The 18,109-nt window shown below is 70.9% G+C and carries 10 protein-coding genes and 1 tRNA gene; 2 read left to right on the forward strand and 9 right to left on the reverse strand.

The features are described from left to right. The coding region (locus CWC38_RS04405; protein WP_338067516.1) for an IMPACT family protein at positions 1 to 679 on the forward strand (679 nt) is incomplete at its 5' end. A gap of 230 nt (positions 680 to 909) precedes the next feature. On the opposite strand, the gene rpsA is transcribed toward CWC38_RS04405, so the two are convergent. The 4 genes from rpsA to CWC38_RS04425 form a co-directional block, all read right to left on the reverse strand. Continuing rightward, positions 910 to 2,397 (reverse strand): 30S ribosomal protein S1, encoded by a 1,488-nt coding sequence (gene rpsA, locus CWC38_RS04410; protein WP_121845612.1) that lies wholly within the window; start codon positions 2,395 to 2,397, stop codon positions 910 to 912. A gap of 160 nt (positions 2,398 to 2,557) precedes the next feature. Next, positions 2,558 to 3,955, reverse strand: a complete 1,398-nt coding sequence (locus CWC38_RS04415) for a GNAT family N-acetyltransferase (RefSeq protein ID WP_121845613.1) — start codon at positions 3,953 to 3,955, stop codon at positions 2,558 to 2,560. An 80-nt stretch (positions 3,956 to 4,035) separates the two neighbouring features. After that, positions 4,036 to 6,918 carry a DNA polymerase I gene (gene polA, locus CWC38_RS04420; RefSeq protein WP_439108828.1) on the reverse strand — a complete coding sequence of 961 codons (2,883 nt, stop codon included), beginning with the start codon at positions 6,916 to 6,918 and terminating at the stop codon, positions 4,036 to 4,038. Between the two features lie 48 nt (positions 6,919 to 6,966). Then, positions 6,967 to 7,623, reverse strand: coding sequence for an ANTAR domain-containing response regulator (locus CWC38_RS04425; RefSeq protein WP_424321731.1), 657 nt, complete (start codon positions 7,621 to 7,623; stop codon positions 6,967 to 6,969). A 263-nt stretch (positions 7,624 to 7,886) separates the two neighbouring features. Between CWC38_RS04425 and CWC38_RS04430 the strand changes: the two genes are divergently transcribed. Next, a tRNA-Leu gene (locus CWC38_RS04430) sits at positions 7,887 to 7,968 on the forward strand. 220 nt (positions 7,969 to 8,188) lie between these two features. Here the strand turns inward: CWC38_RS04430 and pyk are convergent. From pyk to trpA, 5 genes are all read right to left on the reverse strand, one after another. Next, positions 8,189 to 9,694: a pyruvate kinase gene (gene pyk / locus CWC38_RS04435; RefSeq protein WP_121845614.1), complete on the reverse strand. Its 1,506-nt coding sequence runs from the start codon at positions 9,692 to 9,694 to the stop codon at positions 8,189 to 8,191. A 204-nt stretch (positions 9,695 to 9,898) separates the two neighbouring features. Beyond that, positions 9,899 to 11,365: a glutamate synthase subunit beta gene (locus tag CWC38_RS04440; protein WP_121845615.1), complete on the reverse strand. Its 1,467-nt coding sequence runs from the start codon at positions 11,363 to 11,365 to the stop codon at positions 9,899 to 9,901. After that, entirely contained in the window at positions 11,358 to 16,061 is a 4,704-nt protein-coding gene (gene gltB / locus CWC38_RS04445; RefSeq protein ID WP_240625048.1) for a glutamate synthase large subunit, read from the reverse strand. Before gltB ends, CWC38_RS04440 begins: the two co-directional genes overlap by 8 nt. 344 nt (positions 16,062 to 16,405) lie before the next feature. Then, positions 16,406 to 17,269 carry a prolipoprotein diacylglyceryl transferase gene (gene lgt, locus CWC38_RS04450; protein WP_121845616.1) on the reverse strand — a complete coding sequence of 288 codons (864 nt, stop codon included), beginning with the start codon at positions 17,267 to 17,269 and terminating at the stop codon, positions 16,406 to 16,408. After that, on the reverse strand, positions 17,266 to 18,075 hold the full coding sequence (trpA, locus tag CWC38_RS04455) for a tryptophan synthase subunit alpha (RefSeq protein WP_439108829.1): 810 nt from the start codon (positions 18,073 to 18,075) through the stop codon (positions 17,266 to 17,268). The genes lgt and trpA overlap by 4 nt, the downstream gene beginning before the upstream one ends. Positions 18,076 to 18,109: the final 34 nt, after the last annotated feature.

Here is an 18,109-nt window from a genome sequence, read left to right on the forward strand (position 1 = left end):
GTCCTACACCGTGCTGCGCTCCCCTGCCGCCCACACCGCGGAGCTGGAGGTCAAGAGGTCCCGCTTCCTGGCGGTGCTCACCCGGGTGCAGAGCGAGGCGCACGCCAGGGAGGTGATCGCCGAGGTGGCCGCGCGGCACCGGGATGCCCGGCACCACTGCACGGCCTTCGTCCTCGGGCCCACCCGGGACACGGCGCGCTCCTCCGACGACGGCGAGCCCTCCGGAACCGCGGGCATGCCCATGCTGCAGGCGCTCACCCAGTACGCGACACCCGCTCAGCGCGCCGCGGGCGAGCCCGGTGACCTCTCGGACGTGTGCGCCGTGGTGGTGCGGTGGTTCGGCGGGGTCAAACTCGGAGCAGGCGGCCTGGTCCGGGCCTACGCGGGCGCCGTGAGCGCTGCGCTGGACACGGCTCCCCTGACCCGTCGGCTGCGCTGCCGTCCCCTCACACTCACGGCGCCTCACTCGGACGCGGGCCGCGTGGAGGCCGAGATCCGCGCACACGGCTTCACGGTCCTTCCCACCGAGTACGACGCCGCCGGGGCCGTTCTCCACGTCCTGGTACCGGACCTGCCGCCCGAGCTGGACGCCGCCCGCCGCGCGCTGGCGGGCATCACCTCCGGTGCCGCCGACGTCCGCACCGGACCCGTGAGCTGGCACGACCTGCCCGGGGACTGAGCACCGGGCGGCCGCACCGGTGGCCGCACCTTTTCCCTGCAGGACGCGGCGCGATCCGCCACCAGCACTCCGGCCGCACCTCGGCAGGGTGCCCCGGGCCCTCTCGCACCACCACGTCGGCAGCACCCGGGGCCCGACGCAACGACGAGGTCCCGCACCCCCGAGGGGGTGCGGGACCTTGCCCGGCGTGCGGTGCCCGTCACCGGGCACCGCAGCTCACTTCACAATGCTCAGTGGCCGGTGAGCTTCTCGCGCAGCGCGGCGAGGGCCTCGTCGGACGCGAGCGTCCCGGAGTCCTCGGCCGGAGCCTCGGAGGAGTAGCTCGTGGGACCCGAGGAGTGGCTCGGGGACGCCGAGGACGAGGAGGAGGAGGAAGAGGACGAGGTGGTCGCGGCCTCCTGGTCGTCCTGGATGTGCTTGCGCACCTGCTCCTTGTGGGCATCCCAGCGGGACTGGGCCTGAGCGTACTGCTCCTCCCACGCCGCGCGCTGGTCCTCGTAGCCCTCGATCCACTCGTTGGTCTCGGGATCGAAGCCCTCGGGGTACTTGTAGTTGCCCTGGTCGTCGTACTCGGCGGCCATGCCGTACTGGGCGGGGTCGAACTCGGTGGACTCCGGGTCCACACCCTCGTTGGCCTGCTTCAGGGACAGCGAGATGCGGCGACGGTCCAGGTCGATGTCGATGACCTTGACGAACAGCTCCTCGTTCACGGAGACGACCTGCTCGGCCATGTCCACGTGGCGCTGCGCCAGCTCGGAGATGTGCACCAGGCCCTCGATGCCGTCCTCGACGCGCACGAACGCACCGAAGGGAACCAGCTTGGTGACCTTGCCCGGCACGACCTGGCCCAGGGCGTGGGTGCGGGCGAAGAGCTGCCAGGGATCCTCCTGGGTGGCCTTCAGGGACAGGGAGACGCGCTCGCGGTCCATGTCCACGTCCAGCACCTCGACCGTGACCTCCTGGCCGACCTCGACGACCTCGGACGGGTGGTCGATGTGCTTCCAGGACAGCTCGGAGACGTGCACCAGGCCGTCCACGCCACCGAGGTCCACGAACGCACCGAAGTTGACGATCGAGGAGACGGTGCCCGTGCGGACCTGACCCTTCTGCAGCTGCTGCAGGAAGTTGGCGCGCACCTCGGACTGGGTCTGCTCGAGCCAGGCACGGCGGGACAGCACCACGTTGTTGCGGTTCTTGTCCAGCTCGATGATCTTGGCCTCGAGCTGCTGGCCGATGTACGGCGCGAGGTCGCGGACGCGGCGCATCTCCACGAGGGAGGCCGGGAGGAAGCCGCGCAGGCCGATGTCCAGGATGAGGCCGCCCTTGACGACCTCGATGACGGTGCCGGTGACGACGCCGTCGTCCTCCTTGACCTTCTCGATGTCGCCCCAGGCACGCTCGTACTGAGCGCGCTTCTTGGAGAGGATCAGGCGGCCTTCCTTGTCCTCCTTGGTGAGGACCAGAGCCTCCACCTCGTCACCCACGGCCACGACATCGTCGGGGTTGATGTCGTGCTTGATGGACAGCTCGCGAGAGGGGATGACACCTTCGGTCTTGTACCCGATGTCCAGGAGGACCTCGTCGCGGTCGACCTTGACGACGGTGCCTTCCACGAGGTCGCCGTCGTTGAAGTACTTGATGGTCGCGTCGACAGCGGCGAGGAAGTCCTCCTCGGTTCCGATGTCGTTGACGGCAACCTGCTGGGTGGTGGTGGTCATGTAGTAGGGACTCCGATGGAATTGGTGTGATGGATTGTCACTTCCGCGGCCGGCCCGGTGGGGCACGACGCAGCGGAAGCGTCGAACTTGGTGTGGGCGTGCGAAAACACGCACCGTGCCAGTCTAGTGGCCGGCCGGTGCGGGTTCAAGCCTGCGCCGCTCAGAACGGGGAGATGCAGTACGGGTCCGCGGGGGTGGACATCAGGTCCTGCAGGTCGCGCAGCGCGGTCTCGTCCCGCACGCGCAGCAGGCCGGCGTCGTGCAGCGTGGACGCCTTGACCGCGCCCAGGTACAGCGAGCCCAGCAGGTCCACCGTGAGGGCGGCGTCGGCGCCCTCGGGCAGCTCGACGGCGGGCAGGGACTTCCCGGCGCGGTCGTCGTCCGTGCGGGGCCGGTCCCCCACTCGCTCCACGCGGGTCTGCTCCCCCGTGGTGTCGATGGTGAACAGGCCGTCCGCGAAGTCCATGGGGTCCACGATCGACAGCGTGATCCTCCGGTGGGCGGTGTAGTGCCGTGCGGACAGCGCCGCCACGGGGTCCAGCACGCGCAGCCACACCCGGTCCGCGCGCTTGTGCACGGTGTAGGCGGACATGTCCACCATTCCCCACATCAGCGGGTCCTCGATGGGCGCGGACCGGTAGCGCACCTCGGTCACGAGGTCCAGGTTGCACAGGAACTCCCACAGCGCGATCCGTGCCTGCGGCGTGGCCCCCACGAGGTCCACGACCTCCAGGGTGCCCTCGTAGCCCTGGGTGGGCAGGAACTTGTAGCTGACGTAGCCGTCGGGCCCGCCCTGCTCGTCGTAGTGGACGGCCGTGCGCAGCTCGGGCTCGGCGGCACCGCGGTGCCAGTTCCACTGCCCCGAGACGTAGTCCCACCACTTCGTCGTGCGCAGCAGCGAGCCCGCCGTGGCACGGTGGAAGCGCCCGAAGATCTCCGGGGCGAGCCGGGCCACCGCCAGGTTGTCCGCCATCTCCACGCTGCCGGTGGTGGGCGCCTTGAGCTGCAGCCGGGTGTGCGCGTCCACCGTGATCTCGGCATTGAACGTGGCGGCACCGAAGCCGAAGCGGCCGTAGATCGTCGCCTCCGAGGCCGTCAGTGCGGCCACCGGGAAGCCGGCCTCGTGCGCCTCGGTGAGGTCCTCGGTCATGAGGCGGCGCAGCAGCCCGCGGCGCGCGTGGGTGGGGCGCACGGTGACCTCGGAGATGAGCCACGCCGGGATGCTGCGGCCCTCCCCCAGGGTCAGCTCCGAGTTCCACGAGCAGAAGGTGGCCACGGGCCGGTCCGCTCCGAGAGCTGCCGGTGGCACGGGGTCCGCCGTGTAGACCGAGCGCAGGCGGGTGCCGGCCTCACGCAGTGAGCGCAGGATGTGCGAGGTGGCCTCGTCCGTGGGCTCGGAGTCGTGGAAGCCCTGGTACACCGCACGGTTCCACTGCACCGCCTCCGGGTTCTCCGCGAGCGGTCCCTCGCTCACGTGGAAGCGCCGGAGCACGTAGGTGTTGCCGCGCGCGCTGTGGGTGCTCTCGCGGGGCGGCTCGTGCTGGGGGGTGGTGCTCATGGGCTCCTCGTTCCGTCAGGGGGTGGTGGTCACGGGTGCGCGGTGCCGGGGTCGGGCCGCCGCGGCTCGGGGCAGGGTGGTCAGTGCGCGGCCTGGTGCCACGTGCGACCGGTGCCCACGTTCACGTCCAGCGGCACCGTGAGGTCCGCGGCACCGGCCATCCGCGTGCGCAGGATCTGCTCCACGGCGTCCCGTTCCCCGGGGGCCACCTCCACGATGAGTTCGTCGTGGACCTGCAGCAGCACCCGGGAGCGCAGCTGCTCCTCCCGCAGGGCACGGTCCACCCCGATCATGGCCTTCTTGATGATGTCCGCGGCCGAGCCCTGGATGGGCGCGTTCAGGGCCATGCGCTCGGCGGCCTGGCGGGCCTGGCGGTTGTCGCTGGTGAGGTCCGGGAGGTAGCGGCGGCGGCCGTCGATGGTCTCGGTGTAGCCCTTGGACCGGGCCTCCTCCACGACGCCGCGCAGGAAGTCACGCACGCCGCCGAAGCGCTCGAAGTAGCCGCTCATCATGGTCCGTGCCTCGTCCACGCCGATGCCCAGCTGCTGGGAGAGCCCGTAGGAGCTCAGCCCGTAGACGAGTCCGTAGCTCATGGCCTTGACCTTGGACCGCATCTGCGGGGTGACCTCCTCGGGGGCCACGTCGAACACCCGAGAGCCCACGAAGCGGTGCAGGTCCTCGCCGCCGCGGAACGCCTCGATGAGACCCTCGTCCCCGGAGAGGTGCGCCATGATGCGCATCTCGATCTGCGAGTAGTCCGCGGTCATGAGGCACTCGAACGGGCCCTCGGCGTCCTCCCCGACCACGAAGACGTCACGGATGCGCTGGCCCTGCTCCGTGCGCACCGGGATGTTCTGCAGGTTCGGCCCCGTGGAGGACAGCCGCCCGGTGGCCGCCACGGTCTGCTGGTAGGTGGTGTGGATCCGGCCGTCGTCCGCGATCGCGTCCCGCAGCCCGGCGACGATCTGCTTGAGCTTGGAGTACTCCCGCCAGTTCATCAGCGCCACGAGGAACCGGGAGCCCGGGGTCTCCGGGGAGACCTTGCCGATCAGGTCCGCCACCGCGGCGGCGTCCGTGGTGTAGCCGGTCTTGGTCTTCTTGGTCTTGGGCAGCCCGAGCTCGTCGAACATCACGGCCTGCAGCTGCTTGGTGGAGCCCAGGTTGACCTCGTGGTCCAGCTGCGCCTGCGCCTGCTCGAACGCCTGGTCGATGGGCTGCTGCAGGTCCTCGAAGAGCCGGTCGATCCCCGGCCGGTCCATGGCGATGCCCGTGGCCTCCATGCGGGCGAGGATCACGGCCAGGGGCATCTCCAGATCGGTGAGCAGCCCCAGCTGGCCGTCCGCCTCGAGCAGTGCGCGCAGGTGCTCGCTGAGCATGCGGCACCCGCTGCCCAGGGTGGCCTGGCGGCTCAGCTCGGCGTCGGAGACACCGGCCAGGACGTCGTCGTCGCCCAGAACGAGCTCGGTCTGACCGTGCGCGTCGGCCCCGGCCGCGGCGGCGGGCACCTCCGCGTCGAGGTGCTGCGCGAGCTGGGCCTCCAGCTCGTAGGAGCGCAGGGCGGGACGGAGGATGTAGCCCGAGAGCTGGACGTCGTCCACGACGCCCGCGAGCGTGATGCCGCGCTGGACCATCCCGTGGTACAGGTCCTTGAGACCGTCCACGATCTTGGGGGCCGCGGGGTCCCCGAGCCACTGCTCCACGGCCGTGGTGAGGGCCTGGTCCGCTGTCACGAGGTCCACTGCCGCCCCCGTCTGCCCGGTGAGCACGAGCGTGGTGACCTCCTGCCCGGAGGGAGCCTTGGGATCGGAGGAGAGCCGCCGCACGACCACCGGAGCGTCCGCCGGCTGGGCGCCCAGCCAGGCCGTGAAGTCCTCGGCCGAGCCCACTCTGGTGACGTCCGTGACGGCGGGGAGCAGGGCGGCGTCGTCCGCGGGTGCGGCTCCGCCGAAGGCGTCGAGCAGACGTCCGCGCAGCTGGGAGCCGAACTCGAGCTCGTCGAAGACCTCGCCCACGCGCTCGGGGTCCGCGTGCGGCAGGGCGGCCGTGGCGAGATCCACGTCCAGCGGCAGGTCCGTGACCAGGCGGTTGAGCTTGCGGTTGCGGCGCACGAGGTCCTCGTGCTCCCGCAGGGCCTCGCCCTTCTTGCCCGAGATTTCGTCCGCGTGCGCCAGCAGGGACTCCACCGGCCCGTACGCCGCGATCCACTTGGCCGCGAAGCCCGGACCCACGCCGGGGACCCCGGGAAGGTTGTCCGCGGTCTCCCCCGTGAGGGCGGCGAGATCGGGGTAGTTCTGGGGTGCCACCTTGTACTTCTCGAACACCGCGGCCGCATCCATGCGGCGCAGGTCCGAGGGGGTGCGGCCGGGGTAGACCACCGTGACGTGGTCCGTGATCATCTGGAAGGCGTCCCGGTCCCCCGAGAACACGAGGACCTCGAAGTCCTCGGCCGCGGCCCGCGCGGCGAGCGTGGCCAGGACGTCGTCCGCCTCGTAGCCCTCCATGGTGATGATGGGAACGCCCAGTGCCTCCAGGATGCGCTGGATGTTGGGAACCTGGCCGTGGAACTCCTCCGGCGTCTCGTCTCGGCCGCCCTTGTACTCGCCGTACTCCTGGGAGCGCAGCGTGGGGCCCTCGAGGTCGAAGGAGACCACCAGGTGGGTGGGCTGCTCCTCGCGGACGAGCTTCACCATGGTGTTCACGAAGCCGTAGACGCCCTCGGTGTGCACGCCCTCGGAGGTGACGAACCCGGGCCCGCCACCGTACTCGGCGGCGCGGGACAGCGCGAAGAAGGCGCGGAACGCCAGGGAGTGGCCGTCGATGAGCAGCAGCCGCTTCTCGGGACGCGAGACCGGCACCGGCAGCGGCACGCTCTGCGGGCTGTCGGTCTTCTCACCGATCACCACGGTGCGGGTCTCGGGCGCGTCCTGGCTGTCCTGCTTGCTCGTCTCAGTCACGGGACCCATCCTAGGGCCACCTTCGGACAGCCACCGGGCCGCGGCGGGCGGTGCGGTTCAGGCCACCTGGTGGATGATCGCCTCGGCGACCTCTCGCATGGACAGCCGCCGGTCCATGGACGTCTTCTGGATCCAGCGGAACGCCTCGGGCTCGGAGAGGCCCATCTTGGTCTGCAGCAGGGACTTGGCGCGCTCCACGAGCTTGCGCGTGGCGAACTGCTCCTTCAGGTCCGCGACCTCGTTCTCGAGCGCGGCGATCTCCTCGAAGCGGGACAGGGCGATCTCGATGGCGGGCACCACGTCGTCCACCGTGAACGGCTTGACCACGTACGCCATGGCCCCGGCCTCCCGCGCGCGCTCCACGAGCTCCCGCTGGCTGAACGCGGTGAGCAGCACCACCGGTGCGATCCGCTGCGCGGCGATCTGCTCGGCGGCGGTGATGCCGTCCATCACCGGCATCTTCACGTCCATCAGCACCAGGTCCGGGCGGTGCTCCGTGGTCAGCGCCACGGCCTGCTCCCCGTTCTCCGCCTGTGCGAGCACCCGGTAGCCGGCGTCCTCGAGCATCTCGACGATGTCCATGCGGATCAGTGCCTCGTCCTCCGCGACCACCACGGTGCGGGGAGCCGCACCGGAGGCACCTGCGTCCACGAGGGTCTGCTCGCTCGTGGGCTCCGGGGCGGCGGGTTCGGGGGTGTTCGGCGATTCGGACACGGTCACTCCTGGGTTCGGGGGTCTGCTCGATGCTGTCGACACAGCATCCAACCACGGGTGGGCGGCGCGCACCGCGTGGCGGGGAGCACAGTCGCGGGACCGGTGCGGACACCGCCTCCAGCGTAGTCCCCTCCCGGACACCCCTTCCCGGACCCGCGGCCGCGGAGAGCGACGCCGGACCGCCCTGCGACCCGGGGCCGGTACCGGGGGTCATGTATGCTGTACCCGCTGTCGGCCGGGTCACCACCCGTCCGCACGCATCGGCCCAAGTGGCGGAATTGGCAGACGCGCCGCACTCAAAATGCGGTATGGAGACATGTGTGGGTTCGAGTCCCACCTTGGGCACCCCGAACTAACTAGTCAGAGCAGTACAGGAACGGCCTCGCTGACGCGGGGCCGTTCGTCGTCGGCCGGCCCTCTCGCACGACGACGGCGCACGGTGCGGATCCAGGGGATCTGCACCGTGCGCCGTCGTCACCACGCTCCGCTTCGCTTACGCGACCGACCCACCCTGGGGCGGGCCGCTCACGTGCGCGTCAGGGTGCGCACCGGGCCGGTCGGCGGCTCACGGCTCGCGCCAGGACGCCGAGCCCGGGAGGTTCATGCCCCACGGACGGATGCCCTCGTGCGGCTCGCGCTGCGGGGCCTCCCCCGCGTCCTGGAGGTCACCCACGCGGTGCACCTTCACCAGGTTGGTGGAGCCGGCGTGTCCGGGGGGCGAGCCGGCGCAGATGACCACCATGTCCTCGGTGTCCGCCAGCTCCTGCTCCAGCAGGTAGTGGTCCACCTGGCGGGTCATGTCGTCCGTGTGCTCCACGCGCTCCACCAGGATGGGCTGCACGCCCCACAGCAGCTGCAGCCAGGACTGCACGCTCTTCTCGGGGGTGAACGCGAGGATCGGGCGGTCCGGGCGGAGCCGGGACAGCCGGCGCGCCGAGTCCCCGGACTGCGTGAACGTGCAGATCCAGTTCACGTCCAGCTGCCGGGCGATCGTGACCGCCGCGCGGGTGATGGCACCACCACGGGTGCGGGGCTCGGTGCCCAGCGGGGGCATGCGGTCCATGCCCTCGCGCTCGGTGGCCTCGATGATGTCCGACATGGTCTCGAGGGTCTTGATGGGGTACTTGCCCACCGAGGTCTCGCCGGAGAGCATCACGGCGTCCGCGCCGTCGAGCACCGCGTTGGCGCAGTCCGAGGCCTCCGCGCGGGTGGGGCGCGGGTTGTCGATCATAGACTCGAGCACCTGGGTGGCCACGATCACGGGCTTGGCCCAGCGACGGGCCAGCTCGATGGCGCGCTTCTGCACGATCGGCACGGCCTCCAGGGGCAGCTCCACGCCGAGGTCGCCGCGGGCCACCATGATGCCGTCGAAGGCGTCGATGATCTCGTGCAGCGCGTCCACGGCCTGGGGCTTCTCGATCTTGGCGATCACGGGGATCCTGCGACCCTCCTCCGCCATGATCTCGTGCACGCGGGTGACGTCCTTGGCGTCCCGCACGAAGGACAGCGCGATGATGTCCACGCCGCGCTGCAGGGCCCACCGCAGGTCCGCCTCGTCCTTCTCGCTCAGGGCCGGGACGTTCACGGCCACGCCGGGCAGGTTGATGCCCTTGTGGTCGGAGACGGTTCCGGGGACCACCACCTCGGTGGTCACGTCCGTGTCCGTGACGGCCGTGGCGCGCAGGGCCACCTTGCCGTCGTCGATCAGCAGGGGGTCCCCCACGTTGACGTCCCCGGGCAGGCCCTTGTGGGTGGTGGAGCACAGCTGCCTGGTGCCGGGCACGTCCCGCACCGTGATGGTGAAGGTGTCCCCCTCCGCGAGGTCGTGCGGGCCGTCCTGGAAGCTGCCCAGGCGGATCTTGGGGCCCTGCAGGTCCGCCAGGATCGCCACGGTGCTGCCGAGTTCCTCACTCGCACGGCGGAGGTTCTCGTAGGAGGCGTTGTGCACTGAGTGGTCGCCGTGGCTCATGTTGAGCCGCGCCACGTTCATACCGGCCTGGATCGCTCGGGTGACGTTCTCGTACGAGGAAATGGCCGGGCCGATGGTGGCCACGATCTTCGCTCGACGCATGTGGAGACTCCCTTTCGGAGGACGGGTGGTTGGCACACACGGAAGAAGCGGCCGGGCCGTGCAGCGCGTTGCTGCGTGGCCGCGGCCGCTCCGCCGGTGTTGTCCCCAGCCTAGCAATCCGGGCGCGCAAAGAGTATGAGCGAGCTGATGGACCGGTGACCGGTGGATCACACCCGCCATCCCCACCGGGCGGCGGGATCCGGTTCAGAGGCTCAGGTCGATGGCCCGGTCCGAGGGGGCCACGGGCTCCGGGAGGCGGGTCTGACCCGTGAGGTGGCGCTCCACGTGCGCGGCGCACGCCCGCCCCTCCGCGATGGCCCACACCACGAGGGACTGGCCACGCCCGGCGTCCCCGCACGAGAACACTCCGTCCACGGCGGTCATGTAGGTCTCGTCGCGCGCCACGTTGTCCCGGCGGTCCAGGGCCACGGGCAGCTGCTCCGTGAGCTCGTCGGACTCGTTGCCCGTGAAGCCGAGGGCCAGCAGCACGAGGTCCGCAGGCAGCACCCGCTCGGTGCCGGTCCGAGGTCCGCGCGAGCCGTCCTCGCGGTACTCGGTCTCCGCGACCCGCAGCCCGGTGACCCGGCCGTCCTCCGAGCCCACGAACTCCACGGTGGAGGCCAGGAACGTGCGCTCACCGCCTTCCTCGTGGGAGGTGGAGACCTCGAAGACCCGGGGCATCATGGGCCAGGGCTCCTCGTCCGCCCGGTCAGCGGGCGGCTTGCGGCCGATCGCGAGGGACGTCACGGACGCCGCGCCCTGCCGCAGGGCGGTGCCGATGCAGTCCGAGCCGGTGTCCCCGCCGCCCAGCACGATCACGTGCTTGCCGCTCGCGTCGATGGGATCGACCACCTCGTCCCCCTCCACCGCGTGGTTGGAGCGCACGAGGTAGTCCATGGCGAAGTGCACACCCTGCAGCTCGCGGCCCGGGATGTCCAGATCACGGGGACGCGTGGCACCGGTGGCCACGATCACGGCGTCGTAGCGCCTGCGCAGCACGTCCCACGTGATGTCCTTGCCGATCTCCACTCCGGGGCGAAACCTGGTGCCCTCCTGGCGCATGACGTCCAGCCGGCGCTCGAGCACCGACTTCTCGAGCTTGAAGTCCGGAATGCCGTAGCGCAGCAGCCCACCGATGCGGTCGTCGCGCTCGTACACGGCCACCGTGAACCCGGCCTGCGTGAGCTGCTGCGCCGCCGCGAGTCCCGCGGGGCCGGAACCCACCACCGCGACGGTCTTGCCCACGAGGCGCTGCGGGATGCAGGGCTCCAGCAGACCGTCCTCAAACGCCTTCTCGCCGATGGCGTACTCCACCTGCTTGATGGTCACCGGCTCCTGGTTGATGCCCAGCACGCACGAGGACTCGCACGGTGCGGGGCACACCCGGCCGGTGAACTCCGGGAAGTTGTTGGTCGCGTGCATGCGCTCGGACGCCTCGTCCCAGCGGTCGCGCCAGACGAGGTCGTTCCACTCGGGGATCAGGTTGCCCAGGGGGCAGCCCTGGTGGCAGAAGGGCACGCCGCAGTCCATGCAGCGCCCGGCCTGCTCGTGCAGCACACCGGCCTCCTGCCGCTGCTGCACCTCCTTCCAGTCCATGAGCCGCACCGGGACGGGGCGCCTGGGTCGGTCCTCTCGCGAGCGGACCTTCAGGAAGCCACGGGGATCAGCCACGACGGGTCACCTCCAGGATCTTGTGCCAGGTGCCGTCGCCGTCCGGGTCCTCGCCCGTGGCTTCGGCCTCGTTGCGCAGTGCGAGCACCGCGGAGTAGTCCCGCGGCAGCACCTTGGTGAAGCGGGTCATGGTCTGCTCCGGGTCCGCGAGCAGCTCCGCGGCGAACGCGGAACCCGTCTCCTCGCGGTGGCGCCGGAGCAGGCCCACCAGCAGCTCGCGGTCCTTGCCGTCCACGTGGGACAGCTGCAGGTCCCCGCCCTCGCGGGCCTGCCTGTTGACGTCCGTCTCGTCCAGGTCCAGCACGTAGGCCACACCGCCGGACATGCCGGCACCGAAGTTGCGGCCGGTCTCACCCAGGACCACGGCCACGCCACCGGTCATGTACTCGCAGCCGTGGTCCCCGATCCCCTCGACCACCGCGGTGGCGCCCGAGTTGCGGACCAGGAAGCGCTCGCCCACCACGCCGTTGAAGAACATCTCGCCGCTCGTGGCGCCGTAGCCGATCACGTTGCCCGCAATCACGTTCTCGTGCGCCACGAACCCGGCGTCCCGCGGGGGCCGCACCACGATGCGCCCGCCGGAGAGGCCCTTGCCGGTGTAGTCGTTGGCGTCGCCCTCCAGCCGCAGCGTGATGCCGCGCGGGATGAACGCCCCGAGGGACTGGCCCGCCTCACCGGTGAGCGTCACGTCGATCGTGCCGTCCGGCAGCTCGGTGGTGCCGAGCGCGTTCGTCACGGTGTAGCCCAGCATGGTGCCCACCGCCCGGTCCGTGTTGACCACCCGTTCCTGCACGCGCACCGGCTCGGCGTTCTCGATCGCGGGGCGCGCGAGCGGGATGAGCTTCGTGTCGAAGTGCTTCTCCAGCTCGTGGTCCTGCGCGGTGGTGTTGCGCAGCCCGTCCGTGACGCCCTCCGCACGGAACGAGTCCAGCACGGGGCTCAGGTCCAGCCCCTTGGCCTTCCAGTGCTCCACGGCCTCGCGGGTGCGCAGCACCTCGGCGTGGCCCACGGCCTCCGCGATGCTCCGGAAACCGAGCTCGGCGAGGTACTCGCGCACCTCCTGGGCAATGAACTCGAAGAAGTTCACCACGTGCTCCGCCTTGCCCGTGAAGCGCTCGCGCAGCTCGGGGTTCTGGGTGGCCACACCCACGGGGCAGGTGTCCAGGTGGCACTTGCGCATCATGATGCAGCCCTCCACCACGAGCGGTGCCGTGGCGAAGCCGAACTCCTCCGCACCCAGCAGCGCGGCGACGACGACGTCCCGGCCGGTCTTGAGCTGCCCGTCCGCCTGCACCACCACGCGTTCGCGCAGCCCGTTGAGCCGCAGGGTCTGCTGGGTCTCGGCGAGGCCCAGCTCCCACGGCATGCCCGCGTGCTTGAGCGAGTTCAGGGGCGCGGCACCAGTTCCGCCGTCGTGGCCCGAGACCAGCACGACGTCGGCCTTGGCCTTGGTCACGCCCGCCGCCACCGTGCCGATCCCCCGCTCCGAGACGAGCTTGACGTGCACGCGCGCCCTCGGGTTGGAGCGCTTGAGGTCGTAGATCAGCTGCGCGAGGTCCTCGATCGAGTAGATGTCGTGGTGCGGCGGGGGCGAGATCAGCGACACCCCGGGGGTGGAGTGCCGGGTGCGGGCGATCCACGGGTAGACCTTCTGCGCCATGAGCTGCCCGCCCTCGCCCGGCTTGGCACCCTGGGCCATCTTGATCTGCAGGTCGTCCGCGGACGCGAGGTACAGGCTCGTGACGCCGAACCGGCCCGAGGCCACCTGCTTGATCGCCGAACGGCGCTCGGGGTCCACGAGCCGTTCCACGTCCTCACCGCCCTCACCGGTGTTGGACTTGGCTCCCAGCCGGTTCATCGCGATCGCCAGCGTCTCGTGCGCCTCCATGGAGATGGAGCCGTAGCTCATGGCACCGGTGGAGAACCGCTTGACGATCTCGCTCACGGGCTCGACCTCGTCGATGTCCACGGGCTCCCGCGTGGAGCGGAAACTCATGAGCCCGCGCAGCGAGGCGATCTCCTCGGCCTGGCTGTCCACGCGCCGGGTGTAGGACTTGAAGATGTCGTAGCGCCCGGTGCGCGTGGCGTGCTGCAGCCGGAAGACCGTGTGGGGGTCGAAGAGGTGGCGTGGCCCCTCGCGGCGCCAGTCGTACTCGCCGCCCGTGGCGAGGTCCCGGTGGGGCTCGGTGACCCCGTCCTCGGGGTAGGCCAACCGGTGGCGCGCCCGGGTCTCCTCCGCGATCACGTCCAGGCCCACCCCCTCGATCTGGGTGCGCGTGCCCGCGAAGTAGTCCGCCACGAGCTCGCTGGAGAGCCCCAGGGCCTCGAAGGTCTGGGCGCCGCAGTAGGACTGCACCGTGGAGATGCCCATCTTGGACATGATCTTCTGCACGCCCTTGCCGAGCGCCGTGATGAGGTTCGCGACGGCCTGCTCCTCCGTGACCCCCTGGACGTCCCCGCGGCGCACGAGCTCCTCCGCGGACTCCATGGCCAGGTACGGGTTCACGGCGGAGGCTCCGTAGCCCAGCAGCAGGGCCACGTGGTGGACCTCCCGCACGTCCCCGGACTCCACGATCAGCGCAACTTTGGTGCGGGTGGCGGAGCGCAGCAGGTGGTGGTGCACCGCCGAGGTCAGCAGCAGGGACGGGATGGGTGCCCACACCCCGTTGGAGTCCCGGTCCGAGATGATCACGAACTGCACCCCGCGGTTCACGGCCGCGGAGACCTTCTCGCAGATCTCCGCGATCCTGGCCCGCAGGGACTGCGCGCCGTCCACCGGACGGTAGAGCCCGCGCACGCGCAGACTCAGCGGGGCGCCGTCGTCGTCGTCCAGGTGCACGAACTGGTCCAGCTGGTCGTTGTCGATCACCGGGAAGTCCAGGCGGATCTGGCGGGTGCGGGTCTGCTGGGTGGACAGCATGTTCGCCATGGGTCCCACCGCACCGGCCATGGACGTGACCAGCTCCTCGCGGATCGCGTCCAGGGGCGGGTTGGTGACCTGGGCGAAGGACTGCACGAAGTAGTCGTACAGCAGCCGCGAGCGGTTGGAGAGCACCGCCACGGGTGTGTCCGTGCCCATGGCGTAGATGGGCTCCGCACCGGCCACCGCCATGGGGCCGATGATCAGCTTCAGCTCTTCCTCCGTGTACCCGAAGGTCTTCTGCCGCAGCCGGATCGAGTGCGCGGGGTGCGTCATGTGCTCCCGCTCCGGCAGCTCGGAGACGGGCCGTACGGACTCCCGCACCCAGTCCTGCCAGGGCTTCGCGGCAGCCAGCTCCGCCTTGATCTCCGCGTCCTCCACGATCCGGCCCTCGTCCGTGTCCACGAGGAACATGGTCCCGGGCGCCACCCGGCCCTTGCGCACGACCCGGCGCTCCCCCACGTCCACCACGCCCACCTCGGACGCGAAGACCACCAGACCGTCGTCGGTCTGCCAGAAGCGGCCCGGGCGCAGGCCGTTGCGGTCCAGCACCGAGCCCACGCGCACCCCGTCCGTGAAGGACACGCACGCGGGGCCGTCCCACGGCTCCATGAGGGTCGAGTGGTACTCGTAGAACGCCCTCAGCCGCGGGTCCATGTTCTCGTGGTTCTGCCACGCCTCCGGGATGAGCATGAGCATGGTCTCGGTCACGGGGCGGCCCGCGAGCTGCAGCAGCTCGGCCGCCTCGTCCAGCGACTGGGAGTCCGAGGCACCCTCGGAGCAGATGGGGAACAGGTCCTCGGGCTGGCGCCCCAGCACGGCCCCGGACATCGAGGACTGCCGGGCGCGCATCCAGTTGCGGTTGCCCACCACGGTGTTGATCTCCCCGTTGTGCGCGAGCGTGCGCATGGGCTGGGCCAGCGGCCAGGACGGGAACGTGTTGGTGGAGAAGCGGGAGTGCACCACCGCCAGCCGGGTGGCGAACCTCGGGTCCGAGAGGTCCGGGTAGAACGGCTCCAGCTGCGCGGTGGTGAGCATGCCCTTGTAGACGATCGTGCGGGAGGAGAACGAGGGGAAGTAGACCCCGAACTTGTTCTGCGCGCGCTTGCGCACCCGGAACGCCTTCTGGTCCAGCTCCAGCTGCGCGGCCACGGGGTCGTGGGAAGCGGCGTCCCGCGCGAACAGGGACGCCGCACGCTCGTTGTGGCCGCTGTCCGAGACGAAGAACTGCACGAAGGTGGGCATCACCGCGCGCGCGGAGGCGCCCACGGCGTCGTCGACCACGGGGACGTCCCGCCAGCCGAGCACGGTGAGCTGCTCCATGCGCGCGAGCTCCTCGAGTGCACGCTTGAGGTCCTCCAGGTGGCGCCCGCCCGTGGGCATGAACGCGGTGCCCACCACGTAGGCGCCCTGCGGCGGCAGCTCGAAGTCCACGCTCTCGCGCAGGAAGCGGTCCGGGATCTGCGTGAGGATGCCGGCGCCGTCGCCCGTGCCCTCGTCCCCTCCCACGGCACCGCGGTGCTCGAGGTTGCGCAGTGCGGTGAGCGCGGCGTCCACGATGTCGTGGCTCGCAACCCCGTCCAGGGTGGCCACGACCGCGAGACCGCACGCGTCCTTCTCGTCCTCCGCGCGGTAGAGGCCCTGGTCGCGGGGCACGGCGGAGAACTGCTCGAACGGCGAGGCCGTCTCACGGGTCTGCCCCGCCGACGCCGCGTGGTCGCGGTCCGCGGGCGGCTGCCCGGGCAGTCCGGTGCTCGGGGATGTGTGCTGGCTCATGACGGAGCTCCTCACCAAGGGTGGGCAGGTCTGGTGCGTCGACGATGCCCGGGAACACTCGGTGGGTGCGCGACGGGCGTCGTGGGATCCAGGTGACGCGTGGGTCCGCCCCGTTGCGGAATGGCTGCGGCAGTGCGGCGAGCCGAGGATCGAACCGGTGGGGGCGTGAGGATGGTCGGCCCCGGGCCGGTGCGTGGGTAACTTACCACGTAGTTCAGATCACACCCCCACACCCGGGTCCGATTCCAGCATGTGGACACCGCTGACCCCGAGCCGGTGTGCGACAGGCCCCGGCACGGGGCCGGGGCCTGTCGCAACCACTCGCGCGGCGGGGTCGGACGGAGTCAGGGACGCGCTGCCGCGGGGTCGTCGTCGGGTGCGGGAGCCCCGGCACGGGAACGGCGCCCCAGCAGGAGGAACAGCACCGCTCCCCCGAGGACGATGGCCAGCGACGTCCACACGTGCACGCGCACCCCCAGCACCATCAGCGCCGGGTCCACGCGCAGGAACACCTCGATCAGGAACCGGCCCGCGCCGTAGAACACCATGTAGAGGGTGAACAGCTGCCCGGCCCGCAGCCTCAGCCGGTGGTCCGCCAGCAGGAGCAGCGCAACCCCCAGCAGGTCCCACAGTGACTCGTAGAGGAACGTGGGGTGGAACAGGGTGTCCGGAGGCAGACCGGGAGGGAAGGTGGGGGAGGTCGGGGAGATCTCCAGACCCCACGGCAGGGTGGTGGGCCTGCCGAAGAGCTCCTGGTTGAACCAGTTGCCCCAGCGGCCCACGGCCTGGGCCAGCAGCAGACCGGGGGCCACGGCGTCCGCGAAGACCGTGAGGGACAGGCCGTGGCGCCGGGACACGAGCCACGCGGCCCCGGCCCCGAACAGCACGGCACCCATGATCCCGATGCCGCCCTCCCAGATCCGGAGGACGTCCAGCGGGTCCGCCCCGGGACCGAAGTAGCCCTGGGGGTCGGTGACGAGCACGTGGTAGGCGCGCGCGCCCACGATGCCGGAGACCACGGCCCAGAACACGATGTCCCACAGCACGTCCGGGTCCTGGCCGCGCCGCCTCCAGCGCCGCAGGGTGAGCCACATGGCCAGGGCCATGCCCGCGAGGATGCAGAGGGCGTAGAAGTGGATGGTGAGGAAGCCCAGGTGGATGCTGCTGACCTGCGGGGACGGGATGGCCGCGGGCAGCACCGCGGTCATCCGGCGCGTCCCGCGAGCTCGGCGGCCAGGCGGCCGACCGCCTCGGGCCCGCCCTCGCCGAGGGCGCGCACCAGGGCGGTGCCCACGATGACGCCGTCCGCGTACGCGCCGATCTCCAGCACGTGCTCCCGGGTGGAGACACCGAGGCCCACGCACACGCGAGGGGCGCCGGCGGCGCGGGCACGTGCCACGACGTCCTCCGCCGCGGAGGAGACCCGGTCCCGGGCTCCGGTGACGCCCATGACGGAGACGGCGTAGACGAAACCGGAGGCCGCCTGCACCGTCATGTCCATGCGCTCGCGCGTGGTGGACGGAGCCACCAGGAAGATCCGGTCCAGACCGTGCTCCTCGGAGGCCGCGAACCACTCGCCGGCCTCGTCGGGGATGAGGTCCGGGGTGATGATGCCCGCTCCCCCGGCCTCGCTCAGCCGGCGCGCGAACTCCGCCACACCGGTCTGCAGCACGGGGTTCCAGTACGTCATGACCACGGGGACCGCGTCCGTCTGCTCGGCCACCGCCCGCACCACGGTGAAGACGTCCGAGACGTGGAAACCGTTGGCCAGGGCCTCGGTGGTGGCCGCCTGGATCACGGGGCCGTCCATCACGGGGTCCGAGTACGGGATGCCGATCTCGATGACGTCCGCACCGTTCTTCCCGAGGGCCACGGCGGCCGCCACGGACTGCTCCACCGTGGGATAGCCGGCGGGGAGGTAGCCCACGAGGGCGGGGCGTCCCTGCGCCCGGCAGTCCTCGATCCGGCGCGCGAGCCGTGACTCCTCGTCACGGCGCAGGCCACGGGGAAGGATGCGCTCGGCCAACCCGGTGGACGGGGTGGCGTCG

The sequence above is a fragment of the Kocuria tytonicola genome (assembly GCF_003687455.1).
GTDB lineage: Bacteria > Actinomycetota > Actinomycetes > Actinomycetales > Micrococcaceae > Kocuria > Kocuria tytonicola.

Bases quoted from the DNA above. Each gene is read 5' to 3' on its own strand.
- rpsA (WP_121845612.1), bottom strand. From the start codon at position 2,397: ATGACCACCACCACCCAGCAGGTTGCCGTCAACGACATCGGAACCGAG.
- polA (WP_439108828.1), bottom strand. From the start codon at position 6,918: ATGGGTCCCGTGACTGAGACGAGCAAGCAGGACAGCCAGGACGCGCCC.
- gltB (WP_240625048.1), bottom strand. From the start codon at position 16,061: ATGAGCCAGCACACATCCCCGAGCACCGGACTGCCCGGGCAGCCGCCC.
- lgt (WP_121845616.1), bottom strand. From the start codon at position 17,269: ATGACCGCGGTGCTGCCCGCGGCCATCCCGTCCCCGCAGGTCAGCAGC.
- pyk (WP_121845614.1), bottom strand. From the start codon at position 9,694: ATGCGTCGAGCGAAGATCGTGGCCACCATCGGCCCGGCCATTTCCTCG.
- CWC38_RS04415 (WP_121845613.1), bottom strand. From the start codon at position 3,955: ATGAGCACCACCCCCCAGCACGAGCCGCCCCGCGAGAGCACCCACAGC.